This is a genomic window from Shewanella sp. SM68, from assembly GCF_025653925.1.
Classification (GTDB): domain Bacteria; phylum Pseudomonadota; class Gammaproteobacteria; order Enterobacterales; family Shewanellaceae; genus Shewanella; species Shewanella oncorhynchi.
On the sequence record NZ_JAKKRU010000003.1, the window covers coordinates 509,612 to 535,664 of the forward strand.

At 45.6% G+C, this 26,053-nt stretch carries 22 protein-coding genes; 11 read left to right on the plus strand and 11 right to left on the minus strand.

What is annotated here, in order from left to right:
- Positions 1 to 235 precede the first annotated feature (235 nt).
- A complete protein-coding gene (gene ppx / locus L5M40_RS07875) occupies positions 236 to 1,780 on the minus strand; it encodes an exopolyphosphatase (RefSeq protein ID WP_263176048.1) in 1,545 nt (514 codons plus the stop codon).
- 42 nt (positions 1,781 to 1,822) lie between these two features.
- The gene (gene ppk1, locus L5M40_RS07880) at positions 1,823 to 3,994 is read right to left on the minus strand and encodes a polyphosphate kinase 1 (RefSeq protein ID WP_028760273.1); all 2,172 of its coding nucleotides are present in this window, start codon (positions 3,992 to 3,994) and stop codon (positions 1,823 to 1,825) included.
- Positions 3,995 to 4,370: 376 nt separating this feature from the next.
- Between ppk1 and yegD the strand changes: the two genes are divergently transcribed.
- Entirely contained in the window at positions 4,371 to 5,837 is a 1,467-nt protein-coding gene (yegD, locus tag L5M40_RS07885; protein ID WP_263176049.1) for a molecular chaperone, read from the plus strand.
- A 45-nt stretch (positions 5,838 to 5,882) separates the two neighbouring features.
- A complete protein-coding gene (locus tag L5M40_RS07890; protein ID WP_131525552.1) occupies positions 5,883 to 6,371 on the plus strand; it encodes a CreA family protein in 489 nt (162 codons plus the stop codon).
- Between the two features lie 156 nt (positions 6,372 to 6,527).
- Here L5M40_RS07890 and L5M40_RS07895 read toward each other — a convergent pair whose 3' ends face one another.
- The 3 genes from L5M40_RS07895 to pdsR form a co-directional block, all read right to left on the minus strand.
- Complete coding sequence (locus L5M40_RS07895; RefSeq protein WP_263176050.1) at positions 6,528 to 7,727, minus strand: cystathionine beta-lyase; 1,200 nt, start codon at positions 7,725 to 7,727, stop codon at positions 6,528 to 6,530.
- Positions 7,728 to 7,956: 229 nt separating this feature from the next.
- Positions 7,957 to 10,116 (minus strand): proteobacterial dedicated sortase system histidine kinase, encoded by a 2,160-nt coding sequence (gene pdsS, locus L5M40_RS07900; protein WP_263176052.1) that lies wholly within the window; start codon positions 10,114 to 10,116, stop codon positions 7,957 to 7,959.
- A gap of 91 nt (positions 10,117 to 10,207) precedes the next feature.
- Positions 10,208 to 10,900, minus strand: coding sequence for a proteobacterial dedicated sortase system response regulator (pdsR, locus tag L5M40_RS07905; protein WP_006081337.1), 693 nt, complete (start codon positions 10,898 to 10,900; stop codon positions 10,208 to 10,210).
- 258 nt (positions 10,901 to 11,158) lie between these two features.
- Between pdsR and pdsO the strand changes: the two genes are divergently transcribed.
- From pdsO to L5M40_RS07920, 3 genes are all read left to right on the plus strand, one after another.
- A complete protein-coding gene (gene pdsO, locus L5M40_RS07910; protein WP_263176053.1) occupies positions 11,159 to 11,989 on the plus strand; it encodes a sortase-associated OmpA-like protein PdsO in 831 nt (276 codons plus the stop codon).
- Positions 11,990 to 12,076: 87 nt separating this feature from the next.
- Positions 12,077 to 14,383, plus strand: coding sequence for a marine proteobacterial sortase target protein (locus L5M40_RS07915; protein ID WP_263256482.1), 2,307 nt, complete (start codon positions 12,077 to 12,079; stop codon positions 14,381 to 14,383).
- A gap of 10 nt (positions 14,384 to 14,393) precedes the next feature.
- Positions 14,394 to 15,101: a class GN sortase gene (locus L5M40_RS07920; RefSeq protein ID WP_028760266.1), complete on the plus strand. Its 708-nt coding sequence runs from the start codon at positions 14,394 to 14,396 to the stop codon at positions 15,099 to 15,101.
- A 105-nt stretch (positions 15,102 to 15,206) separates the two neighbouring features.
- Here the strand turns inward: L5M40_RS07920 and L5M40_RS07925 are convergent, their stop codons facing one another.
- Positions 15,207 to 16,232, minus strand: a complete 1,026-nt coding sequence (locus tag L5M40_RS07925; RefSeq protein ID WP_263176057.1) for a GGDEF domain-containing protein — start codon at positions 16,230 to 16,232, stop codon at positions 15,207 to 15,209.
- Positions 16,233 to 16,442: 210 nt separating this feature from the next.
- Between L5M40_RS07925 and L5M40_RS07930 the strand changes: the two genes are divergently transcribed.
- The gene (locus tag L5M40_RS07930) at positions 16,443 to 18,065 is read left to right on the plus strand and encodes a M28 family metallopeptidase (RefSeq protein ID WP_263256483.1); all 1,623 of its coding nucleotides are present in this window, start codon (positions 16,443 to 16,445) and stop codon (positions 18,063 to 18,065) included.
- Positions 18,066 to 18,195: 130 nt separating this feature from the next.
- On the opposite strand, the gene L5M40_RS07935 is transcribed toward L5M40_RS07930, so the two are convergent.
- The 3 genes from L5M40_RS07935 to L5M40_RS07945 all read right to left on the minus strand — a co-directional run bounded on the left by L5M40_RS07935 (position 18,196) and on the right by L5M40_RS07945 (position 20,904).
- Positions 18,196 to 19,059 carry a hypothetical protein gene (locus L5M40_RS07935; RefSeq protein ID WP_028760263.1) on the minus strand — a complete coding sequence of 288 codons (864 nt, stop codon included), beginning with the start codon at positions 19,057 to 19,059 and terminating at the stop codon, positions 18,196 to 18,198.
- A 373-nt stretch (positions 19,060 to 19,432) separates the two neighbouring features.
- Complete coding sequence (locus L5M40_RS07940; protein WP_113941500.1) at positions 19,433 to 20,434, minus strand: RimK family alpha-L-glutamate ligase; 1,002 nt, start codon at positions 20,432 to 20,434, stop codon at positions 19,433 to 19,435.
- 20 nt (positions 20,435 to 20,454) lie between these two features.
- Entirely contained in the window at positions 20,455 to 20,904 is a 450-nt protein-coding gene (locus L5M40_RS07945) for a DUF413 domain-containing protein (protein ID WP_263171200.1), read from the minus strand.
- A 108-nt stretch (positions 20,905 to 21,012) separates the two neighbouring features.
- Here L5M40_RS07945 and hdfR point away from each other — a divergent pair, with 108 nt between their 5' ends.
- Positions 21,013 to 21,882 (plus strand): HTH-type transcriptional regulator HdfR, encoded by an 870-nt coding sequence (gene hdfR, locus L5M40_RS07950; protein WP_212599819.1) that lies wholly within the window; start codon positions 21,013 to 21,015, stop codon positions 21,880 to 21,882.
- Between the two features lie 10 nt (positions 21,883 to 21,892).
- Here hdfR and L5M40_RS07955 read toward each other — a convergent pair whose 3' ends face one another.
- Positions 21,893 to 22,264 carry a diacylglycerol kinase gene (locus L5M40_RS07955; RefSeq protein WP_028760259.1) on the minus strand — a complete coding sequence of 124 codons (372 nt, stop codon included), beginning with the start codon at positions 22,262 to 22,264 and terminating at the stop codon, positions 21,893 to 21,895.
- A 279-nt stretch (positions 22,265 to 22,543) separates the two neighbouring features.
- Between L5M40_RS07955 and L5M40_RS07960 the strand changes: the two genes are divergently transcribed.
- A complete protein-coding gene (locus L5M40_RS07960; RefSeq protein WP_219233725.1) occupies positions 22,544 to 23,455 on the plus strand; it encodes a DNA ligase in 912 nt (303 codons plus the stop codon).
- Between the two features lie 70 nt (positions 23,456 to 23,525).
- Here L5M40_RS07960 and L5M40_RS07965 read toward each other — a convergent pair whose 3' ends face one another.
- Entirely contained in the window at positions 23,526 to 24,596 is a 1,071-nt protein-coding gene (locus tag L5M40_RS07965; protein WP_131525545.1) for a type I restriction endonuclease, read from the minus strand.
- A 431-nt stretch (positions 24,597 to 25,027) separates the two neighbouring features.
- Between L5M40_RS07965 and L5M40_RS07970 the strand changes: the two genes are divergently transcribed.
- From L5M40_RS07970 to L5M40_RS07980, 3 genes are all read left to right on the plus strand, one after another.
- Complete coding sequence (locus L5M40_RS07970) at positions 25,028 to 25,510, plus strand: low molecular weight protein-tyrosine-phosphatase (protein WP_263171206.1); 483 nt, start codon at positions 25,028 to 25,030, stop codon at positions 25,508 to 25,510.
- Positions 25,511 to 25,579: 69 nt separating this feature from the next.
- On the plus strand, positions 25,580 to 25,819 hold the full coding sequence (locus tag L5M40_RS07975) for a hypothetical protein (RefSeq protein ID WP_263256485.1): 240 nt from the start codon (positions 25,580 to 25,582) through the stop codon (positions 25,817 to 25,819).
- 69 nt (positions 25,820 to 25,888) lie between these two features.
- Positions 25,889 to 26,053 (plus strand): transposase (locus tag L5M40_RS07980; protein ID WP_263256497.1); only part of this gene is annotated, 165 nt, incomplete at its 3' end.

Genomic DNA, 26,053 nt, shown 5'->3' on the forward strand with positions numbered 1-26,053 from the left:
AGGGTTAAAAATCCTTTAAACATTAATCTGTTGTGGCGCATGGATTAAGTCTACCGCTATGCTGTTGAAATCCGGTTACCAAGCCAGATTCACTGCTAACTTAACCTTGTTTTTAGGCGAGATAATGGCCCTTGATTAAGGGCAATATTTTAGTGCCGAATCTTTCGCTAAACGTATTCATACAGAGCTAACCCACACTCGCCGGCCACGTTAGGCTGAGCTAACGCCGTAACCGCTAAGTCAGACTAGACACTAAACGCAGATTCATTCCAAGGGTGAGCATTTGTTTTTGTTCTCGCTGTAAATCTTTCATAAACAAGCTGATTTTCCGCTTATGGCTTGGTAGTACTAGCATGAGTCCATCGGGGATCACTTTAATATGATCTAAGGTCAGCGTCTTAGCGATACGGCCAAGATTGAGCAAGACAGCGAGCCTAAGCAGGCAGAGTAGGCGATTGAGCGTGAGCTTATGGTTGGGATCGAGTTCAGCGAGCATTAATTCGTTAGGCTTCTTTCTGTGATTGGTGATAAGCCGCGCTAAATCCAGCTGTAATGCTTCGCTAAACCCAGGTAAGTCACTGTTACTGATAATGTAACCGCCGTGTTTGTGCAGGGATTTTGAATTAATGTGTAATCCGATTTCATGTAAGGTCGCACTGTAGGCAAGCAAGCGTGCATGGGGCCTTAATTGCCATTCGTCGGCGACCTGTTCAAACAAGGCCATAGCAGTGTCGCGTACCTTAGCGGCGTGGGCCATATCGATATGATAAAGCTGGGCAATACTGTCGACGGTGCGGTGGCGAATATCCTGATACTGGCCAATCTTTGCCAGTTCATAGAGTACGCCTTCACGCAGTGCGCCTGGGCTAAACTCGAGCTTTTGTATCGGTAAGCGCCTAAAAAAGCTGATTAAAATGGCAAGTCCGGCGGGCACTAAGGGAATGCGTTTATCATCGACGTTGGCAAATTGGATTTGGCTAATATGGCCACATTTGATCAACTTGATTTTGAGCTGTTTGAGTCGTGGCAGCGTGATGGTTTCATCGCCGTGCTCTTCTTGAATTGCTTCGCAGATGGCTTTCACTGTACCTGAACTACCCAAGGTGAGTTCCCAGCCACCCGCGAAATATTCCTTTGAGAGCGACGCGAACTGCTTATCGGCCGCACTTTGGGCATCGCGAAATGAGGCAGGGGTGATGAGCCCATCAATAAAGAAACGCTCATTAAAACTCACACAACCGCAGCGCAGGCTAGATAACTGAGTTGGGGTATTTTTCTGGCCGATCACCACTTCGGTAGAACCGCCACCGATATCGATGACTAAATTACTTTTTCCTAGCACTTGGCTTTGGGCAATACCGTTATAAATCAAACGCGCTTCTTCATGGCCCGAAATGACCTCCACCGGATAGGGCATGATGGCGAGCGCCGCCTCGATAAACTGATCGCGGTTTTTGGCGATTCTCAGAGTGTGGGTGGCGACTAATCGCACTTGCGCTTGGTCGAGATTGGAAAATCGTTGGTTAAAATCCCGTAGGCAATTGAGCCCACGTTCTATGGCGTCATTGTCGAGAATATTTTGCGCATTGAGCCCAGTGGCGAGCTGAACCTGTTGTTTTTCTTTATGTAAAATCTGCAAACTACCATCTTGCTCGCGTGCGATGACCAGATGAAAACTGTTCGACCCCATATCGATGGCGACAAAGTGGCGCGATTTAGAGTTTGCGAGTACATTGCTGGGCGTAGCGTATGACTGTGTGTGCGAATATGTGGTTACCAATCGGATTATCCTTAGGCAATCAAAGCGATATAAAGCCAGCGATTAGCTGGCTTTGGCCCGTAACTCAGGTGTTATGTCAGGCTGAGTTTTCACTTCTCGCTCAGCGTCACCCTCATGGGTGGACATACGTAAGGCATTAAATTCTTGCAGTTGGCGCTTCTCATAATTAATCAGATATTGATAAATGGCAATTTGAGAACGCACTTTTCGTTTGTTACCGCGATTCCGATAAGGATTACTTTGTTCCTTGTTAATGACACGTGCTTTAGTGTTGTCATTGAACTGTAAGGATAAAATATCCATTATCATCTGTTTTAGGCGCAGATCATAAATCGGCACACTCACTTCAACGCGATTATCTATGTTGCGGCTCATCCAGTCGGCGGAGCAGATAAAGAGTTTGTTCTCTCCACCCGCGTGGAACAGCATCACCCGTGAGTGTTCGAGGAATCGGTCGACGATACTATAGACTTCGATGTTGTCGCTGATCCCCGGAATTTGCGGGATAAGCGAGCACATGCCGCGAATAAGTAACTTGATTTTGACCCCAGCCGCCGAGGCTTCATAGAGCTTTTGTACTAAGGATTCATCGAGTAAGTTATTTAGTTTTAAGGTAATCGCCGCCTTCATATGGCTTTGGGCATTGACGATTTCATTATCAATCAAGTGACTCAGTTTTTGTCTGGCATCGTAGGGCGACACGATTAAATGCTGGAAGTTATCGCGGCGATACGGATGCTCAATTAAGTCAAACACTTGCTCCACTTCACGGGCAATTTCTTGATTGGCGGTGAACAGCGACAAGTCAGTGTAGACCCGCGCCGTGCCTTCGTTAAAGTTGCCTGAGCCGACGTGACAATAGAGTTTGATTTCCCCTTGTTCCTCACGGCCAATCAAACACAACTTGGAATGCACTTTTAAGCTGGTGATACCGTGGTGAACTTTGACGCCCGCTTCGGCCAAGATGCGGGTCCATTCGATGTTGGATTGCTCATCGAATCTGGCCCTGAGTTCAATGACGGCGGTGACTTGTTTGCCATTTTTCACTGCATCGATAAGCGATTGCATCACATGGGATTTTTTCGCCACTCGATATAAATTAATTCGAATAAAGCGCACCGCCGGATCGTAGGCCGCTTGGCGCACCATTTCGGTAAAGTGGGAAAACTTATGGTACGGATAATTGAGCATGATATCGCCCATCCGAATCGCATCGAAACTGTTGGCACTGCGGCCAAAACCTGCACTATTGAGCGCCGGTAGTTTTTCGTTTTCGAGGTAGTCGCGGCTCGGGTTGGGGAAGGCGATAAAGTCTTTAAAGCTGTGGTAACGCCCGCCTGGGATCAAACATTCGGTCGAGCTGATGTTCAGGTTTTCTTTGAGCATCACCAACATGTGTTCAGGCATTTCTTTGTCATACACTAAGCGCACAGGCTCGGCGGTAAGACGTTTTTTCAATCCCTTGGTCATTTTCTCAAGCTGGGTTTGTTCAAGCTCGTCAGTGATATCAAAATCAGCATCGCGGGTTAACTTCATCGAATACACTTCGATAGCATCGTACTCGAAGAAGGGGCCAAAGAGTTCATCGACGCAGTGGCGAATAATATTATCTAATAAAATCAGATATTTTTTCGCTTTACTCTTTTCGGCTGGGAGTTCGATAAACCGCGGCACATTTTTAGTCGGTACTTCGACTAAGGCGTATTGGCGGCGAGCTTTAGTGAACAAACACACACACAAATAGGTGGCGTCGTCGTTGATTTGCTTGATCAGATCGCGATTATTATTGACCATAAGTGGCGCGATATGGCGTTTGAAATGGTCTCTAAAATGCTTTTTCAGCCAGTCGCTGTGGAACTCGCTTAATTGTTTCTCATTGATTAACAAAATATTACGACGTACAAGTTCGCGCATTAAATCCGTGTATATGCCATCGAACCTTTCTTGCAATGCCATCACTTTCGATTGGATCTTGGCCATTAAATGGCGGCTATTACTGCGACCTTCCTGCAGGGATGACAGCAAAATGGAGCGTCTGACCGCAGCCACACGCACCCTAAAAAACTCATCCATGTTATTGGAAAATATCCCTAAAAAGCGGACTCGCTCCACTAAGGGAACATTGTGATCGCAGGCTTCTTGCAATACCCGCTCATTAAAAGACAACCAAGAGAGTTCTTTATCAATCGAAAGTTTATCGGTATTCGGGGACACTGCACAGCTCCTTTAAGCAAGCGTCATGGCGCAATATACAATAGCATTCATCCGCCGTTGTGCAATCAGATTTACTGCCGACAAGTGAAGGAATTTCAATGATAAATATTGCGTACACGCCAAAATCAGTCTGGGATTTATCTGGGATAAAGATACGAGGGAAATATGTCAACTTGATGACGAGTGTGACAGAAATATGACCTTATGATGATCATCTTGGATTGAGCTTAAACTCAGTTCGCGTCATTGCGATTTAAGTCTTGAGAAACTGTGCAAGCGCGGCTTACTGGAGGATAAATCCGTCAGTGTTAACTCCTTGGGCATTATCGCAAACTATGTTATCTTGCTCGGCTTTTTTATCGCGGGAGTAAAAGGTATGTTTGTTGGATTTGATTATGGTAGTGCTAACTGCGCCGTAGGGATCATGCTGGGTGATGGTGTGCAGTTATTGGCGTTATCAGAGCAATCAGCTTATTTGCCTTCGACCTTATACGCGATGGACAGGGAACTGATCGCCGAGGCGGTTTATCGTGGCCTTCCCACTGAATTAAAAGCCGATTACGCCAAAAAGCGCGCCGCGCAATTGAGTCGTGCCCGTATGGTGCGCCATGAGTTAGATCTCGATGCCGATGTTCAGGCTGTATTTGTTGGCGAGCAGGCGGTGAGCGCGTATTTAGAGATGCCGGAGGAGGGATTCTATGTCCGTTCGCCAAAATCTTTTTTAGGCGCGACAGGGCTTAGACCCGAACAAGTGGCCCTGTTTGAAGATATTGTTACCTTGATGATGCAGCATATTAAAGTGCGCGCCGAATCTGTGTTAGTTGAAAAAGACCTTGTTAAACAGGGTAGCACTGCGATGATCACCCATGCGATTATTGGTCGTCCGGTGAATTTTCAAGGCATAGGCGGAGAAGAGAGTAACCGCCAGGCTGAAGCCATTTTGACCTTAGCGGCAAAACGCGCGGGTTTCATCGACGTTGATTTTCTGTTCGAGCCGTTAGCGGCGGGGATGGATTATGAAGCGACCTTGACCGACAACAAAACGGTATTGGTCGTTGACGTAGGCGGCGGTACAACGGACTGCTCTGTGGTAAAAATGGGACCCGCCCATAAACAAAAAGCGGATCGCAGTGAAGATTTCCTCGGTCACAGCGGCCAGCGGATCGGCGGTAACGATCTCGATATCGCCCTTGCAATGAATGCCTTTATGCCGCACTTTGGTTTAGGTTCCTTGATGATTAATGGCAAACCTATGCCCAGTAAAACATTTTGGAATGCGGTCGCAGTGAATGATATTAGCGCCCAGCGAGAATTCAGTACCTTAAGTAGCCGTAAATTGATTGATGAATTGGTTAAAGAAGCCGAGCAGCCACAGTTACTGAAGCGATTGTTAAAGGTGCAACAGCAGCAGTTAAGCTATCAACTGGTTCGCCAAGCCGAGCGTGCGAAAATTGCGCTGTCAGATACCGATAATACAGATGTTAATCTGGATTTTATCGAAGCTGCGCTGCACGCGGGTGTGAGTCGTGACTTGTTTGAAAATGCCATTGAGCCGTCGCTGACGAAAGTGGAAGCCCTGATGCACCAAGCGCTCACGCAAGCTGCAAAAACTTTGGCTGCAACAAATGTCGCGGTAAACCGCTCAGCAACAGAGGATTTATCCGCTGAAGCAGAGTGCAAACCCGATGTGATTTACGTGACGGGGGGGACGGCACGAAGCCCAGCAATTTATGCGAAAATCGCTGGTATTTATCCCGATATTCCGGTCGTGGTCGGCGATCACTTTGGCTCTGTGACAGCAGGATTAACCCGCTGGGCACAAAAGCTATTCGCTACGCATTAATATATAAGCGCTAGCATATCAGCACTAATGTAAAAGGATGTATGAATGAAAACTCTGTTGAAGTGTGCGTTTGCGGCCTCTGTAGGTCTATTGCTTGCGGGTTGTGGTGACGATGTGGGTAAGGTGAGCTTAGGGCTTTTTACCACTAAAGATGTGATTATTGATGCTAAAAACGATCCTAAAATACCTGGGGTGACTTGCCATATCAGTCGTATCGAAGCCAATTTAGATTTTGCTGATCCGTCCGATATGGGGATCAGTTGCCGTCAAACTGGGCCAATTACTGCGGCCGATCTGGCGAAGATAGATATGGGGAAACACGGCGAAGTGATTTTCACTGAATCCCTGAGTATTTTATTTAAGTCATTAAAAGTGCGTAGAATTTACGATGCGCAAAATCAGACTCTGTTGTATTTGTCCTATTCGACGAAAGAGACCAATGGCAGCCATAAACATGCGCTCTCAACAGTGCCGCTTTATGGCTCTGCGGCTTGGGTCGATCCTGCATTAAGTATTGGAACGAAAGCGAATTAATCACCGTAGAGTTTATGATTTAGCGGTTTATTTGCTATAAGCATAATGATATTGCAATAAAAATTCGTATTTGTATCAGTACCGATAAGAGAAGGGGCGGAATATTTATTCCGCCCCTTTTTTATATTCTGCTAGCACTTAGCACATTAAATATCGTTACTTAGCTTTGGCCGCCAATACTGCGTTAAAGCGTTCAAACCCAGCACTGAGATCGGCGATTAAATCAGCGGGATCTTCTAAACCAATATGTAAACGGATCAAAGGTTTGCTCGCATCCCATTGAGTTGCAGAGCGGATTTTTTCAATACCGAAAATGCCGAGGATTAAACTCTCGTAGCCGCCCCAAGAAAAGCCCATCTTAAAGTGACTCATATTTTCAACCAGTGCGGTGACGGCATCGGCATCGCCCTGTTTTAAGATAAAGGAGAACAAGCCGTTGGAGGCACTAAAGTCGCGTTTAAAGAATTCGTGCCCAGGGCATGTATCAAACGCTGGATGACGTAGATGATCGACTTCTGGCCGGGTTTTCAACCAGTTGGCCACTTGCAGGGCATTTTTTTCATGTTGCGCCATACGCACGCCTAAGGTACGTAGGCCGCGGGCAGCAAGGTACACATCGTCTGGCGATGTGGTTTGTCCCATCAAATAGCTGTGTTCACGTAATTGTGGCCAGTATTTTTCGTTGGCCGTGGCCGTGCCTATCATCACATCCGAGTGACCGACGATATATTTGGTCGCCGCTTGAATTGAGATATCTACACCCATTTCAAAGGGTTTGCTATTGATGGGCGAGGCCCAAGTGTTGTCCAGCATAGTGATCAACCCATGTTCGTGGGCGATGCGGCACAAGGTCGGTACATCTTGCACTTCCATGGTGATGGAGCCCGGAGACTCTAAAAACAGAACCCTAGTATTGGGGCGAATGAGGTCGCGAATGCCTGCGCCAATCAGCGGATCGTAGTAAGTGGTTTCGATACCAAAACTGCCGAGAATATGAGTACACAGATCCCGCGTTGGCTCATACACGCTATCAACCATTAACAGGTGATCGCCCGTTTTTAAAAATGACAATAACGCCGCACTGATCGCCGCAGCGCCAGAAGGATACAGCGCCGTACCGACGCCACCTTCTAGTTCGGCAATCGCGGCCTGAAAGGCAAAATGGGTTGGAGTGCCACGGCGGCCATAAAACATCTCGCCATTGGTTTTATTTTTCGCGGAGTGGCGCATTTCATCCATGGTTTCGAAGACGATAGTCGAAGCACGAAAAATGGGCGGATTGATCACGCCTTTGGTCCATTTTTTGTCTCGACCTAAGCTGACGATTTGGGTGGCTTGATGATGTTTATCTGTCATTGGATCATTACCTTGGCATTTAGGTTGAACGAATAGGTTGAACAATTTGGGAGAATAATTGGCGTTTCTTATCGATTGTTATGGCGGTCATCTTAGCATCTGCCCGCATAAATGACAGGAGGCGCGTGATGAGTTTGGCTCATGTTATTGGCCTCCTGTATTTTAGCTGTTGAGATTATGACGCAGGGCTTAAAAGCTGTAACACGCTTAACTTAAAGGCCGTATGTTCTTAATTTAAAGGTAAGGTGACAAGGATATCCACACCATTATGTTCGCTGCGATTACGGGCAAGGATTTGTCCTTGGTGGAACTCGGCGACCAATCGCGCGATATACAGACCTAAGCCTAGGTGGGGTTTATCTTGGGCTTGATTAATCCGCACCGACACCATGGAATCGAAAATCTGCTCCGACATATCAATGGGCAGTTCAGGTCCTAAGTTGCTGATAAGCAGAGTCGCTTGCTTACCCACTTGGGTGAGCGTGACTTCGATAGCACTGTCTTTATGGCAAAACTCAATGGCGTTAGCGATAAGTTTGTCCATTAACTGGGCGATATATTCTGGTACACCTTGCATCATCAGTGGTTGATCGGGCACTTTCACACTAAAGCCTTGTTCTGGATAGGTCATTTGATAACCTTGCATACAACCGCTGACCACTTGGGAGAGTGGGAACTTAGTGATATCGGCCTGCGTTAAACTCTGCTCTAGGCGTGTTGCCTCGCTCATGTTGTTTAAAATCATACTTAAGCGGCTGACACCTTCTTGGGCGCGGTCGACATATTTTTGCGTGTCTTTATCTAAGGTCTGCAGGTTTAAATGCTCAAGGGATGAACGCACCACAGCCACGGGCGTACGTAACTCATGGGACAGGCGCGACGACATGTTTTCTAGATAGTGAGTGTACTGACCCAGTCGCCCCACAATGCTAGAGAAGCTACGGGACAGATCGCCAATTTCATCCCGAGCCTTCGACGGTTTGAGGTGATTACGCACACGGCCTTGGCTATCGATGGCGTTTTCGGCTTCATCGCGCAATTTACGGATGCGGTTAGAAATACTCGAGGCGAAGAAGAACAGCGCCAAGGTGCCCATACTCATTATGGTCAAAATCACGTTAAAGAGTTTTTCCAGCGCTCGGTTGCGTAGGGTTCGAATTCCGTGGGTGGTTTCTTCGGCGACGACGGCACCCATCACATTGTTATCAATCCAAATGGGGCTCGCGGCGGCGAGTACCACAGCTTTGTTGTCTGGGGTTAACCGCCAAGTCGAACTTTGCTGACCCGCGAGGGCTTTTTGGATATGACTGCCGTCAAGCTCGGTGGAATCTTGTAAGGAATCAATAAAGTCTTTGGGCGGTTTTGTGAGAATTTTATAGTACAGCGGATGCAGATAATCACGCTTGAAGGTATCCCACAGCGCGGTGCTCTTTTCATCTTCTAAGGTGCGGGTCCATACACTGTCATTAGCGCGAATGTCACCGGATTTTGCCAGTACGCGACCGTGTTTATCGACTACCCAAATACGTGAGCTATAGTGGCTCATGCCTTTGATAATACTTTCAATTTCCGGTGATGGTACCAGCACAGTGCCGAGATTGTCGACCGTATCTAAGGCCGAGGTGCCGACAACTGCAGCGACATCACGGTATTTGCTGTCGTTGACATCGGCAATGGCAAATCCGAGTTTGCTGCCGACCATGTCTAAGGGAATACGCAGCTCGACATTGTAGCCCACATCTGTCGTCGCCCATTGTCCTTGGATGCGCACCTCAGGTGTGACGGGCACAGTTTGCTTAGGGTTAGCGGGTAATTCGAAGGCGCTGATCCAGCCGGGTTGAGTCGTGGCAACGATATAGCGTTTGAATTTATTGTCGGGCGCGAGTGTCGCAATCGAGAGATGATCGTTTCTATCAACACTTAGAGCATTTTTACCCCGCAGTACCACTGTTGGATCAATGACTTGAAAAAAAGCATACAGATAACCATCGTATTGGCCGACCATGTGGGTAAAGCTTAAGGTCAGGGGGGCGTTCGGATCGGCACGCATAATTTGGTGCGCCTCACCGTATTGGATAAATCTGTGCTGATATTCCTGCCATTCGTTGAGTTTGCCGTCGAGTAGAATCGCCCCCGCCAGTGGATAGGCGTATAGATCGCGGCTTTTTTCTACTTGCTTTAAAAAACTCGCTTGCCCATCGAACAATTTCGGCCGCTCGTGCAGCGCGGTGGCCAGTGCTTGAGTGGTGCCTTCTAAGGTGCGTTCTTGGCCGTGGCGAAGATACTTTTCCATTTCCCACACATATTGATACCCCAGCCAAGGTAGGCAGAGTAAGAACAGGCTAAGGCCGATGACTTTAGTGCGTAGACCAAAGGGGAAACGTGTCATAAGTTAGGGATCAGCATTAATGGGTTTAAAAGTTCATTCATCCAAGGTTATCTGGTTCAACGCCGCGCTTAAAGGTTGGTTAAGCCATAGATCAGGCTAAGCTGTCCCAGCGATAACCCATACCATAGACAGTATCAATACAATCAAACTCTGGCGCGGTAGCGATAAACTTTTTGCGAATGCGTTTCACATGGGAGGTGATAGTGCTGTCATCGACAAAGATTTTAGCCTCTTGCATTAATTCATGGCGACTGCGTACATGGCCTGGATGTTTGGCTAACGCATGCACCATCCAAAATTCGGTCACGGTAAGCTCGATTGGTAACTGGTTCCAATAGACTTGCATGCGGTTGGCATCAATGGTCAGTGGGCCACGTTCGAGCAGATTTTCCTGCGCCGTTTGGCTGGCCGCAAGTTCAGAGCGTCGAAACAATGCGGCTAGTCGTGCGGTTAAATGGGGAAAACTCACTTCTTTACTCAAGTAATCATCGGCGCCTAAACGCAGGCCACACACAGTATCAAAGTCACTGTCACGGGCGGTTAAAAAGATGATCGGCAGCGTGCTCGACATGGCGCGCAATGACTGACATAGCATAAAGCCGCCATCAATTTCATTACCTAAGCCGATGTCGATAATGGCTAAATCCGGTAAACGGGTATTAAAGGCTAGCATGGCCGATGGTCTATCGGCGTAGGTTTGCACGCTGTAACCGTGTTGTTGCAGCACGTCCTTGTAATTCTCGCGAATGGCCGCTTCATCTTCCACTATGGCGATACGCTTCATAGAGCCGTATTCCTATTGACTTGGGGGAGTAAGTTTTCGTGACTATACAGGATTTTACCCGAGAAAAAAGGCCACAAATGCAATTGCCATTTTGTTGCCACAATTGATAGTTGTATTGCCATTTTCCATCCCTGCTCATGCCATTCCACTTGTGTTTAATAGCCCCATTCAGTTTTGTACCCGTTTGACCTGATGTGGTGTTGAGTGGATTGCTTCAGGTACGAGTCCAAGCTCAGCTAATAATCAAAAAGGAATGAGATGATGAAAAAGACACTAATTAATCTATTGGTTTTGAGTTTATTAAGCACACCTGTAGCCAGTGTGTCGGCGCGGGTTTCACTGCAAAACCAAGTGATAGGACAAGACCTCACCCTAGAAAATGATGTCTATGCTAGCGGTATAGCGATGGATGACGAATACGCAAGCGAGGACGAACAACCGGAAGCCCTCATTGGCCTCGGTGGTGGAGCCTTAGTGGGGGCGTTAGTCGGTGGTCCAGTGGGGGCCATTATTGGTGCGTTCACAGGCACCTTAATTGGCAAATCGGTCAGCGATACAGACACATTGCATGTTCAGCAAAGACAGATCCATTTGCAAGAGTCCCAGTTATCCGAGTGGAGTGTAAAACAGCAAGCCGCCGAAAAACGGGCGAGCGAATATACCAAGGCGCAGCAAGAGCTGGATGAGTTGCTGTCAGCGCAACGTCAATTGCTCAGTGAACTCGCCTTGGGGCTTAGCGTACAGTTTCGTACCGGTTCCTCTGAGGTTGAATCGCATTTTTTACCTCAATTAGATGATGTGGCTGAGGTGATGAATTTGTCACCAGAACTCAATCTTGAGCTGAAGGGTTATGCCGACCGCCGTGGTGATGAGAGTTACAACCAAGCCCTTTCTGAGCAGCGTCTACTGGAGGTGCGTGGCTACCTGATTAAGCAAGGCGTCACTGCCGAGCGTATGACCACTCAAGCCTTTGGTGCTTTATCGCCTTTGCAAGCCGACCAAGACAGAGAATCGGATGTGTTCGACCGCCGCGTGACATTAACACTACAGCCTCATTTGGCCTTGACGGCAAGGCACTCTGCTGACTAGCGGTCAATTTAAGCAGTCCATTTTACGTCGTTCATATTAACGACAACCAACATCAGTTCATATTTGTTAATAGAGGAAGCCTTTGTGATGATCACAGGGAAAAGGGTAAAAGAAGTGAGTGAAGCGGTAGCGGTATTGCTGATCAGTGCCGCCGTGTGTTGGGGTTTGCCCTTTGTGGCATTGGCTTCGCCGAATAGTACCGGCACATTATCTGCGCCACAGAATATGGCTTCGGCATTGGTCGGGCAAAATAGTGCTGAGTCACACATCATTAATTACGATGATATTACGCAGGGGCTGTTGCTTTATCGCCAGCCGAGCGGTGCTTGGGTGCCATCTTTGCCGCTCGATACACAAGTGTCGATGCAAGTCTCTGGCTTAAGTAATCGCGTGAGTGTGAAGCAGGTTTTTCGCAACAACACTGAATTTGTGTTGAATGGGCAATATTTGTTCCCGCTGCCCAATGAGGCTGCGGTGGATTCGTTGCGATTACATATAGGCCAGAGAGTGATCGAAGGGCAAATTCATCCTAAGGCCGATGCCAAGCAGATTTTTGAGCAAGCGAAAGCTGAAGGTAAACGTGCCAGCTTAGTGAGCCAAGAGCGGCCTAATATGTTCACGACCGAAATCGCAAACCTAGCACCTCAAGAGGAGCTGATTGTAGAAATCAGCTATCAGGAGACCATTAAATATGAAAATGGTTTGTTTAGTTTACGTTTTCCGCTGGTGGTCGCGCCCCGTTATATTCCGGGATTAACATCGGATTCAAGTGCTAGCGACTCACATGATCCTATGGCACAGGTGCGCCAATCAAGCCGAGTGACAAGTTCGCAGGTGTTTGATGCTGACAGGATTGTGGCACCAGTGCGGGACGGCGCCAGTGGACGCGATCCTGTGCTGAAGGCAGACATTCAAGTCTTACTCGCAAAGGGGGTTGATAAAGCGTCCATTGAGAGTCCTTACCATGACATCAAACTCAAGCAAGACAACAGCGGCGCGGTCGATGTATCGCTGGCGCAACGTGTGCCCGCTAATCGGGATTTTGTGCTGCAATGGCGAGTACAGCAGGGCACGAGCCCAATGGCTTGGGTGTTTAATCAGCAAGGTAAAACCCATAAGCTCGATGACGAAAATCTGTCTCAGGATACACTTGAGACAAATAAAACCAGCGGCGTAAATGATGATAATTACAGTCTCGTCATGGTGTTGCCTCCTAAGGTTGAAAAGAGTACTCAGCCGAGTTTGCCCCGTGAATTAATTTTAGTGATTGATACTTCGGGCTCTATGGCGGGGGATTCTATCGTTCAAGCTAAAAATGCACTGTTATACGCGTTAAAAGGACTGAAGCCGGAGGACAGTTTTAACATTATCGAATTTAACTCCAGTTTGTCTCAGTTCTCAGCAGTGCCATTACCGGCGACCTCGTCGAATTTGTCACGGGCACGTCAGTTTGTGAGCCGTTTACAGGCCGATGGTGGCACTGAAATGGCGTTAGCACTGGACGCTGCCTTGCCAAAATCTTTGGGCAGTGTATCGCTTGATGCAACGCAGCCTTTGCGCCAAGTGATCTTTATGACCGACGGCTCTGTGGGCAATGAACAAGCGTTATTTGATTTGATCCGTTATCAAATAGGTGAGAGTCGCCTATTTACTGTCGGCATAGGTTCGGCGCCTAATTCTCACTTTATGCAAAGGGCGGCTGAACTCGGTCGTGGCACTTTTACCTATATTGGCAAAGTGGATGAAGTCGATGAGAAGATCAGCGCCTTACTCAGCAAAATTCAATATCCCGTGTTAACCGATATTCAAGTGCGTTTTGATGATGGCAGTGTGCCCGATTACTGGCCATCACCGATTGCCGATCTGTACCGCGGTGAGCCAGTGCTCGTGAGTCTAAAGCGCAGCGCCCGTGAGCCACAGGAGTTAGTGATTTCAGGACGGCAAGGGCATCAAAACTGGCAACAGTCGCTCTCGCTGCAGGATAACTCCGCAGGATTGATGACCCATCAAGGTGCAGGTTTAGACTTACTGTGGGCGCGTAAACAGATTGGTGCATTGGAGTTGAGTAAAAATGGCGCGAATGATGACAAGGTCAAACAGCAAGTGACGGCCTTATCAATGAATTATCACTTAGTCAGCGCCTATACCAGCTTAGTGGCGGTGGACTTAACCCCAATTGATTCAACTGCAATGAGCCGTGATGCCGTGGTTCGTCAGCACTTGCCCTTAGGTTGGCAACCTTTTGGAGCCTTGCCGCAAACCGCGACGTCAAGCCGTTTGGATATGTTATTAGGTGCGCTGACCTTGCTACTCGCCTTGATTCTTACTGGATCGATTGTTCGACAAAGACGGGAAGAGAAGGCGGCCTTGGTGGCACTTACCAGTGAACGATGAGTTAAGCGCGATGAGCAAAAGCAGAACACAGCGATTCTTAGTGGTGGGATTATTTTTAATTGGCGCAACATTGTTAGGAAAGGGACTCTATATGCAAGCTAAAGCACACTTTGCCCAGTATTTGATTGAACAGGCGTGGACTAAAACCTTGGCTGATGGCCAATCCCATAAGCCTTGGTCATGGGCGGATACCTATCCCGTGGCAAAGCTGTCTATTCATCGTGAGCAAGTGGCGGCGAACAACAATATTGAAGCAGAGCTTAATGACAGTTTATACGTTCTTGCGGGGGCTTCTGGGCGAAATTTGGCCTTTGGTCCGAGTCTGGTGTTGTCCAGTGCGCCAGCGGGGCAAAAAGGCAATACTGTGATTGCTGGCCACAGGGATACGCATTTTGCGATACTCAATGGCATGGCGGTGGGGCGTCGATTATCGTTACAAACGCTTAAAGGCAATCACATTATTTATGAAGTGGTGGCGACTCAGGTCGTACATGAAACCGAAACTCAATTTATGGCGCCATCCGATGATAATCGCTTAACGTTAATTACGTGTTATCCCTTCGATTCACTTCAAGGTGGTGCTGAACTGCGGTTTGTGGTGCAGGCGATCCCCGTCGAAAATGAGTCGATGGAAACACACGGTACGAATGCATCCGTTTCAATAGGGAGTGGCGTGCAAGGGAATATTGGAACTGTTTCACGCAGTTTCAAACATTAATCTGAAATCTAATTTAAATCATTCACTTAGCTTTCAAAAAAATGCTATTTTGTTAATCATCTTAGCCTGAAGCTGAATTATCGGCTTCAGGCTAAGTTATAACCATCAGTTACTGATAGGCAGCACACGATTTCGTCCTAAGCGTTTGGCTTTATAAAGTAATTTGTCTGCCGCTTCAATCAATTGCATACCAGTTTGTTTTTCTTGCCATTGGGCGACGCCAAAGGAAGCACTGATATTATTGATGCGTTCGTCTTTGCGTCTGTCTTTTAAACTGAGTTTTTCGAGTCCACGGCGCATAGCTTCGGCCAGTTGCCTTGCGATACGTAGCTGACTTTTAGGGACAATAATCGCAAATTCTTCACCGCCAAAACGATACAGTTTCGTGCCATCGCGGCAGGATTCCTGTAGTCGTTTCGCCACGGCGCGTAACACTTGGTCGCCGAGCTGGTGGCCATAGGTGTCGTTAAACACTTTAAAATGGTCGATATCGGCCAAGATCACACAAGTGCCTAAGGGGGCTTGGGCTATCATTCCTGCAAAATCAGTGTCAAAGGCGCGGCGATTAAAGCAGCCCGTCAGTGCATCGTAGAGAACGTCTTTTTCTGTTTGTTCAAGTTTTTTCTTTAGTGCGTCTATTTCGGTTTGAGCCTTCTGCAGCTGACCGGTAAAGAACTCTGTGCTCGAGCGAATATTGTCCGACTCTTTCACTAAGCTGCGGACCAGATCGAGTACTTGCTCAACACTAAAGCCCTCGTCTTCGATGCGGTTGAGCTTTTCAAAATTACTTTCGATACGCGACTGGAAGTCATTGGCATCTAGATTGGTATCTTTGAGTGATTGGGAAAGCTCAGTCACCATAGCATCCAGATTTTGGCGCATTTCTCTGACATCGAGTTCAACTGGGTCGGCAACATATTGGCGATACAAGATTTCGCTACTGACAGGAGGGCAAGTATTGTATTGGGCAATAACAGTATCGAGTTGTTGATTTAACTGCGGATTTTGTTCACCAACATAAGTGTACCAAAGCGCATAGTTAACGGGGGTGGTCGGAATTTTATGTTTGAGCATCAGAGGCACTGCTTTTTTGAGGTTCAGTGCAGCGGCTTGTAATAACTCTAGCGACATATTGTTACCTTACTCAATGAAAATACACGGATATTTTAAAATTTTCGCTATTTTTTATTCTGTTGCAGTCAGGTTTAGGTCAACGACAAGAATATCGGTCAGATGGAGACATGATTACCGTTTACTCTTGGATGTAGCGACTCCGTTTGCGCTAAGACTTCCATCATAAATTAAAGATGATATGGTAAAGTCTATCCTTAAAACCAAATAATGATAATAACTTGGGAGAAAGTTGTGAAAAATTTAATCATAACCACAAGTCTGTTGGCCACTATCTCATTACCTGTCTTTGCTGAAACGGCATTTGTGAAAAGTCTCGATCTCGTGCAATACCGAACCGATGTGAAAGCCTTAGCGAGCGATGCTTTTGGGGGACGCGCGCCCTTGTCTGAAGGTGAGACGTTAACTTTAGACTATTTAGTGACAGCATTTAAAGATATGGGTCTCAAACCCGGATTTGGCGATAGCTATTTACAGGCGGTTCCTTTGGCGCAAATTAGTGCCGATCAAAACATGCAGCTTGATATTGGCGGACTTAAATTTGCCAATGGCAGTGAATTTACCGCGAGAACCCAAAGAATCGCCGAAAAAGTCAGCTTGAATAAAAGTGATGTGGTATTTGTTGGCTATGGTATCAATGCACCCGAATATGGCTGGAATGATTATCAAGGGTTAGATGTAAAAGGCAAAACGGTCATCGTACTCGTGAATGACCCCGGCTTTGCGACCCAAGATCCAACAATATTTAAAGGCAATGCTATGACCTATTATGGTCGCTGGACTTATAAATATGAGGAAGCGGCGCGTCAAGGCGCTGAGGCCGTGTTTATTGTTCACGAAACAGCGCCTGCCGCCTATGGCTGGGGTGTGGTGCAAAATTCCAACACAGGGACTAAGTTTACTCTGGTCGATGCCAATAATAACCAAGGTCAAGTGGGCGTGATGGGCTGGGTTCAGCACGAAACCGCACAAAAAATCTTTGCCAAAGCGGGATTGGATTTTGATACCTTAAAACGGCAAGCAGCCAAGCCAAACTTTAAGGCTATCCCACTTAAGCTGAGTGCGCAGCTCACCTTAAACAATAAAATTGAACGCGCCGAGTCCCATAACGTCGCGGCCTTACTACCCGGTAAAATGCGCCCCGACGAAGTGGTGATGATGCATGCCCATTGGGATCACCTCGGTACTGTGATTGAAGACGGTAAGTCAGAGATTTTAAACGGTGCGGTCGATAATGCCAGCGGTGTGGCGGGGGTTTTAGCGTTAGCGCGTTACTTCAAACAGCAGGCTAGCACGGCGCCACTGGATCGCTCGGTGCTCTTCAGTGCCTTTACTGCAGAAGAAACGGGTCTGATTGGTGCACAGCATTTTGCTCAGCATCCCAGTGTGCCAACCAAAAATATCGTCGCCTTTTTAAATATCGATGGCATGAATGTAAATAAAGGCGTGGATTACATTTTGCGCTATGGGGAAGGGGTATCTGAGTTGGAGCAATACTTAGATAAAGCCGCCAAAGCCCAAGACCGTTCGGTTAAAGCGGATCCAAGACCACAGAATGGATTGATGTTTAGATCAGACCATTTTGCGCTGGCCCAGCAAGGTGTACCAGGATTGTTATTTATGAGTCTTGGGGATACAGATCCTGACTATATTGCGCATAAATATCACCAAGGAGCCGATGATTATGATCCAAATTGGACGTTGGAGGGGGTGAGTCAAGACCTAGATTTGATCGCCAGTATGATAACCACCTTAGCGAATGGTTCAGATTGGCCCCATTGGCTTGAATCATCAGACTTTAAAGCCAAACGTGAGCAGGATGGTCGTAAATAGGTTTAATGGGTTGAATTATGAGGGCGTCCAGTAGGCGCCCTTATTTTTAGCACTAATTTGGGCTAGGGTTCGGGCAACTGTTTGAGCGAGAAGGGGTGTTTAATACAATATGGGAAGAGATTTTATAGAATTAAAAGGAATAGCTGATAGAAAGCATAGGGCCAATAAAATTGTAATAGATGTTGTAATCGGCTATTTGAGTATCTTTATTCGGCGAATTTTGGGCGATATCAACGTCAACTTTATAGTAGTTATAGGCCACGCTCATACGCCAGTTTGGGGTGATTTGTGCATTAACCCCCACTTTAATATCAACCAGTTCGCCTTTGACATCATTGAGTTTGATATAGAAATACTGTGCATGGCTGGTGATTTGCCAACCGGGAACAAATTCATACTGACCATATATGCCAATGTCGGGCAGTGGCGCAGTGACATTTTCGTCAACAATGCGCGGAATTGCTTGGCTACCGCAGACATTATTGAGTAATTCCGATGAAGCGCAAACACCAATCACCCCTTCAAAACCTGTCTTGATAAACATAGTATGTAAACCAAGTGATAGACCGACATCATAGTTACTGCCTTGAAATACATCATAGCCATAGCCGAAGCGCAGTACATCAATGTTTAAGGTTGAATTTAGATTACCGCCTGCTTTGATATCGTAAATGGTGTCGTTAATCTCGAGCTGGAAGGGTTTGGTTAAGGCTTGGGTTTCGGCGTTACGATGAAGCTGTTTCCAGTCTAGGTAGATATTGTGCCGTTCGTTAAAGTGATAATTTAACTCGATAAAGGGTAAAAATTCGTTTTCTGCAAGTTGTAGATCGGACTCATAATCTAAGGTGAAATTATTACCCGAAATAGGGTTAGTGACTTCCATATTGGTGTCTGATTGCGAATAAAAGCCGCCTAACTGAATAGTAAAATCATCGGCTTGCACTTGAGTGCTGAGTAGTGACGCTATGATTAGGGGTAATAGGCGGATCGACATGTTAAGGAGTGACTCCTGCATTATTCTTATTATGTTTAGCGATAAGGTCAGAATTTAGTGCCATAAAAAAACAACATTTGGAGTTTAACAGCAAATTTTTTAATGTGAACAAAATGTTTTAAAAAATGCAAAAAATTGTGATTCAAAACAAAAGTAGAGCTGGTTCTCGTGAGGTTGAATGAAATTTGAGTGAGCGATCACATCAATTGTGGATTGAAAGACTAAGGGCAAGTGCTTCCTGAACGGCTTTAGGATTGTTGTGTTGGATGGGGCGAGATACAAATGGATATAGACACAAACATGGTGGAGAATCATCGATATTGAGAATATCTAGCGGTACGATCCCGCTAGATATTGGTATGTCCTAGTACTTCTATTTCGTCTCGATAGAGGACGATAGAGGTGACGGGGTAGAAGTCTCAGCCTCTACGCTATCAGCTACGATTTTTGGGCTACTTGGTTCATCTTTATTAAACATGCCTAAACGGATGCGAATAAAATGCAAAATTTGCGCGGCAATATCCACATTCAAGCAGGACTCTAAGCCCTCGAACCCTGGAGATGAGTTAGCCTCACAAATTTTGTAATGGCCGTTATCAAACAATAAATCGATACCTGCAACATCAAGATCGAGAATATTGGCTGTTTGGGTGGCAAGCCATTCAATTTCAGGAGTGATCTGAAATGGACGCGCTGAACCACCGGCACTGACATTGGCTTTGAAACTGTCTTCTTGACCACGCCTTTCATAGCAACCCGCCACACGACCACCAATAGTGAATACGCGTAGATCGCGCCCATGACTGTTAGCGATAAACTCTTGAAGAATGATGTTAGCGTTTTTATTGGTCGCTTCAATCAGCTGCATTAAATCGTCAAATTCACGCGCCTTATGGGATAAAAACACACCACTGCCTTGTGAGCCTGAAAGTGTTTTTATCACCACAGGAAAACCGAGATGGCGTTCTACGAGGGCGATATCGACGGGGAATTTAACCAACATGGTTTTAGGCGTAGGCAGATTCTTCTCGGCCAACAATTGTTGGGAGAATAACTTGTCTTTAACGATTTCAATGGCTTTAGATGGATTGAGGCAATATACCCCTAATCTTTCTAAGTGACGAATAATGGCTAAAGCAAAGTAGGTCGTGCCTGAGCCCATTCGCGGAATGATAAAATCGGGCAGCTCGACGGCTTGCCCATTCAATAAAATACTCTTGTTATCTTCTCTGGTGACAGTCAGATCAAATTCATCAGGTGCGTAAACTTCCAACTCTATGTTATCGGCTTTTGCTGCCGCCAGTAGACGCTCAATTTCATACCATTCAGGTTTTAGCTGAGTCGCGGTTTCTTTATATAAAATCCAACCACGCATTTAGTAGCAAACCTTAATCTTCATTCTTTATCCTCGGGTTCAGGTTCATCCTGAACATCATCTTCAATATCAAATACAGCCTCAGCCTCTATTTCTATCTCGGGCTTGGTTGCAGGCAAATGCACTGTACCAACCACGGCATAAAAGGGTTTCCCCATGGCGAGCCTGCGATACTTTACCCAGATCTGCTCTAACAAGCTACTGGGGGCGATATTTCCTTTGGCGACTTCCACAAATTGGGCTTCATCAGAGGTGCAAGGCAGCGTTTTCCCTTCCGCTAAATTCTTCATCGCATGACCATGCAATTCAAGGAGTTCAGCTTCTTTATTGGTAAAATCGCCGCTTCGTTTAAAGCCTTTGGGGAAATTAGCGTCGTCGTAGAAACGTTTTTGAGAGACAAAACTGGTAGCAACTGAGCCGTTAAACGTCTCAGAACCCTTGTTAGCGTTAAAAAAAGACTGTTCAGACATGGCAGATACCCTCTAGTTTTTGATATACAAAGATTTGCAACTGGAGTATTGGCTAGTATTATTGATTTATAAATCAAAAAAATTTGCCTATGTTGGTCAAGAATTTTTATGGATACCGATTTACTAAAAACCTTTCTCGAAGTCTCCCGTACTCGCCATTTTGGTAAAGCGGCTGAGAATCTTTATCTCACCCGAAGCGCTGTGAGCTTTAGGGTGAAACAGCTTGAGAGCATTTTGGGTGTAGCCTTATTTGAACGGCAACGTAATAATATTCAGCCCACGCCAGCAGGCGAACGTATGCTTGGTCATGCCGAAGCGGTGTTAACAGCATGGGAGCGGGCTAAGCAAGATGTTTCCCTCAGCCAGTTACAGACAACGCAGCTTGCCATCGGTGCAGGGCCGAATATTTGGGACGCTTACTTGCAAGGTTATTTACAGGGACTGCATGTCGGTTTACCTGGCGTGGCGTTGCGCACCGAAGTGCTACCCGCGAATGCAATGACGCGTCAGCTAATGGACCGCACCTTAGATATTGCGATTTCATTCGATCCGCCAAAGCTTGATCAATTTGAGATAGTGCAACTGGGGCAAATTAATTTGTTGTTGGTGTCGAGCTTAAAAGGTCAAACGGTAAAAGCGGTTGTGCCGGGGCAATATGTAAAAGTCGATTGGGGTACGGCGTTCAATATTGTTCACGCGCAGGAATATGCCTCGCTGCCAGTGCCAACGCTGCACACGAGTTCAGCACGTATTGCGTTAGATTTCATCTTGAATAATGGCGGCTGCGCATTTTTACCTGAGCATCTAGTGCAACATGCATTGCGCGGCGGCGAATTGCATCTCGTCAGCGGCGCGAATGCCATTTCACGAAATGTGTATCTTGCGTATTGGGCTGAGAATGACCGCTTAGCCCAGATCAAACAAGCCATCGACTTTTTAAGGGACGATGGCTCAATGGTTGTTCATGCGACGGTTTAGAAACTAAGAATTAAAGCACTAGCGGCGTTAATACAACCAGCCAAGTTAATCCACAAAGTGCAAGACTCATAAAGACGGCAGCCGAGGCAATGTCCTTGGCTTGGCCACTTAACGGGTGTATTTCACTGCCGACACGGTCAACCACAGCTTCAATCGCCGAGTTTAATAGCTCAACAATCAACACGATAAACAACGTGAAAATCAGCATAAGGCGTTCAATAGTGCTGATATCAACCCATAAGGCTACGGGTAACATGACTATCGTCAAGATTAATTCCTGTCTGAAGGCGGCTTCGTGGATCCAAGCGGCCTTTAGGCCCTTCATCGAAAATCCCGTCGCTCTGAATATGCGCTTAATACCGTGATTATTGGCTGGTTTCATAGTGTTTCCAATTGACGTTAGCGACAAAGCGCTGAGGTTCTGCTCATTCAAAACAGGGTGGATAAATCCTACTGTTGTCTTTGTTAACATTTGACTGAGTCATAAATTTGGCCGCAGTATAGCCTGAGATGAAAAGTGCATAAACAATTAACTGAGCAAATTTGATCATCAACATTCGTTGTTAACTTAGGGAGTTAGTGACTTTTGCGGTTATTTTAGTGCAACTTTAGCCGTGCGGCCTAAGCTTGATGAAGGATATATTGCAGCGTGGGCAAGGGAATGACTCATACTAACCCGTTACGAAATTTAACATTTAATCAGTTCATCCGTTTTAGTGTTTTTAAGCTCAGCTTGCTCATACTTTGCGGTTTAACTCTTTCGGTTAACGCACAAACCTCACCACCTGCTATACAACTTGCTACCGAGTTTGATGCGACTCGAACTTCGCAAGATATTAATATTCAAAATTTTTTGATTAGTGAGAAACTCGACGGGGTTCGAGGTTACTGGAATGGCAAGGAATTATTCACTCGGCAGGGAAATGCCATCGCCACACCCATTTGGTTTACTGCGAATTTTCCGAATTATCCCCTCGATGGTGAATTATGGCTTGGGCGAGGTCAGTTTGAAGCGATGTCGAGTTTAGTTCGACAAACCTCAGCTAAGGATGATGATTGGCGCAAAGTGCGATTTATGGTGTTCGATGTCCCCAAGGCGAGTGGCGACTTTCAGCATCGCTATCAATTTGCGCTGACTGAACTGAGTGGCAAATCGAATTATCTTGAAGTCATAGTGCAGTTCCAAGTAGAAAGCCTTGAAGCCCTGTATCAAAAACTCGATGCCTTAGTTGCAAAAGGCGCCGAAGGCTTGATGCTGCATCGCAGTTCTGCGACTTATATCAGTGGCCGCAATCCTCATTTGATGAAGCTAAAACCCTATTATGATGCTGAAGCTACTGTTATCGCTTATATCCCTGGTAAAGGTCAATTTGCAGGGCAGATGGGCGCATTAAAAGTGCAAACGCCAGACGGCCGAATTTTTAGTATTGGCACAGGTTTTAGTCTCGCAGAGCGCCAACATCCCCCCGCAGTGGGCACTATCATTACCTATAAATATCTTGGTCTTACCGTTAACGGTTTACCGCGGTTTGCCAGTTTTTTACGGGTAAGAACCGATGTTGAAACTGAGTAGCCGTACCTAGTAAATCAAATTGCGCATTAGTCTTTACGCTGAGTAATGCGCAATTGATATTTTGATAGTGTTATTCGTAATAGGCGACTGTCGATAATAGTTGTTCACTGAAATTAAAAATATCATCTACAGAGTTAATAGGATGACGAGTTTCATTTTTATTTTCATCCACTAATCCGAGATACTTTTGTTTAGCATTGAAGTGTAAGCGGCATAAGGGTTTTCGGTTATTATCATCCAATAGTATGCCAAAGTAACTTTGGGTATCCCTTGCGATGATTCGATTAACTTCTATTTTTTGCCTCAATATAGCTTTTATCACATTGAAACCGTCAATTTCTTCTTCAGTAGTAACTACTTTAATTTTTTCATCATTGGATGGGATTGGGGTATCGATTAAATTTTTGTTTTCATCAGTTGGTTTATCATTGCCAATAGCGGATTTTAAACGTTCATTAATGCTGTCGTTGAGAAATTGTCTTAGTGCTTTATGAGTAATTTCAGCAAATTGATGTTTTACTTTAGGTGTAAGAACCCCATCATAAGCCCTTGAGGCAAAAAAGCGAATAAACTCTTCTTCAGGTTCTTTAAATTGCTCACTAATAATACGTTTTATCTGACTCAAGTATTTTAGTTCTCCTGCCGCGCTGACTATTGAGTTAACGTCGAACGAGTTTTTAGTCAGCTTTTTAACTTCAGGAATTAAGTGTTCATCAATATTTTCAAGATCTAAGATCAGAAATGGTTTTTCATCCATTTTGTTAGGAGCATCAAGATCGGTATAAAATTGATATTCAGTACCGTTTGTAAGAATAGCTAAGCGTGCGTTTGTGACAGAAAAATAACGAAATAGTTGTGACGCATGCTTTATGGACAGCTTTTCATTGTACTTTTTGCATTCAATAAGGATTTGCACTTCACCTTCCTTAATTAATGCGTAGTCAACTTTCTCACCTTTTTTACCTATAGTATCTGCCGTAAATTCTGGGACAACTTCGCTAGGATTAAAAACATCATATCCTAGAACTGTATGCAAAAATGGCATAACTAAGGCATTCTTAGTCGCTTCCTCAGTTTGAAGGCTATTAGCAATTTGAGGGATGCGTTTTGATAGAACATCGATTCGTTCAATAAAATCCATTTTACTTTTCCTCTTCTTGTACTTTGTGGTGTATTTTTTATTTGAGCGAGTATGCGGTGAACATTCAGTTTTATTTTAAACCGTACTCTGACATATAAACCTAGTCGATAAAAAATCCTTAGCAAGGAGGCTAATTTGTTTCTGTGCTGTTTATCGTATATTTTACGGGTTAGGTTAAATTTTGTGCGTGCTTGGTATGTATATGGCTCAAGGGGAATATTTTAGCTGAGGTGACACCCTTAACTTTCGGATCGTAGCGCGCATTTTATTTTTGATAATGGTTTGGCGTAAGAATATTTTGTATTTCTAGGTTTAACATTTTGTATTTATAGGTAAATAATTAATGTATTAAGCTGCTTATCATATTAAGTTTACATCTAGGTTTAAGCACATTAGATAAATTATTGATAATACTAAGCTATGAGGTATTCATGTTAAAAAATCAAAGTGTACGGCGAATATTGATGGTTTGTATGGGTAATATTTGTCGCTCACCGACGGCAGAGGCGGTTTGTCGTTTTAAGATTGCTGAGCGCAGGCTTAATATTGAGGTGGATTCGGCGGGTACTATTGGTTATCACCAAGGGGATAAGCCCGATAGCCGCGCTATTGAGGCTGGTAAAAAGCGGGGTTTTAGTTTCGAGGGCATGCGGGCGCGGCAGGTGGTGAATGCTGATTTTGAGCATTTTGATTTAATTCTAGCTGCGGATAATACCAATTTGGCGGATCTGCTTAGCCGTTGTCCGGTTGAGTATCAACACAAGTTACAGTTAATGTTGTCCTATGCTGATACGCAAATAACGGAAGTACCAGATCCTTACTATGGCGGCGCACAGGGTTTTGAACTAGTGCTCGATCTCCTCGAGCAGAGTATGGAAGCTTTATTAGATCAATTGACCGAAAAGTTCCGTTGAGATGCGTATTTCCATTTACGGTTTGGGTTTTATGATAAGTTCGGGTAAATCCCCTTATGCGAGATGACGATGAAAGTAATGGATTCTGAAAACCGAGTATGGTTCTTTTTGGAGCATGAAGGTCGCTTGTACTTGAATGCAAATTGCAACATGAGTGCATTTGGCTATAGCTATATGATCCAGCTCAATGGTCAGGAACTGCAAAATTATGAAGGTGGTGGCCGCGAGTATCTAAATAATCTTGCTCACGATATTCATTATTCTGTTCCAATCGCAAAAGACACAACTTCAATTTACAAAGGTCTGTAGTGGCACACTAATTTTGGCCACCTAAATAGAGGTGATATTATTACCTCGTAGATGACTTTAGGTGAACACATGAGATCGACAACCAGAAAAACATTTAGTGCTGAATTCAAACTTGAAGCAGCCCAATTAGTCCTCGATAAAAACCATAGCATCATCGAAGCTGCAAAGGCGATGAACGTAGGTAAGTCCACTATGGATAAATGGGTGAGACAGTTAAAACTAGAACGCCATGGT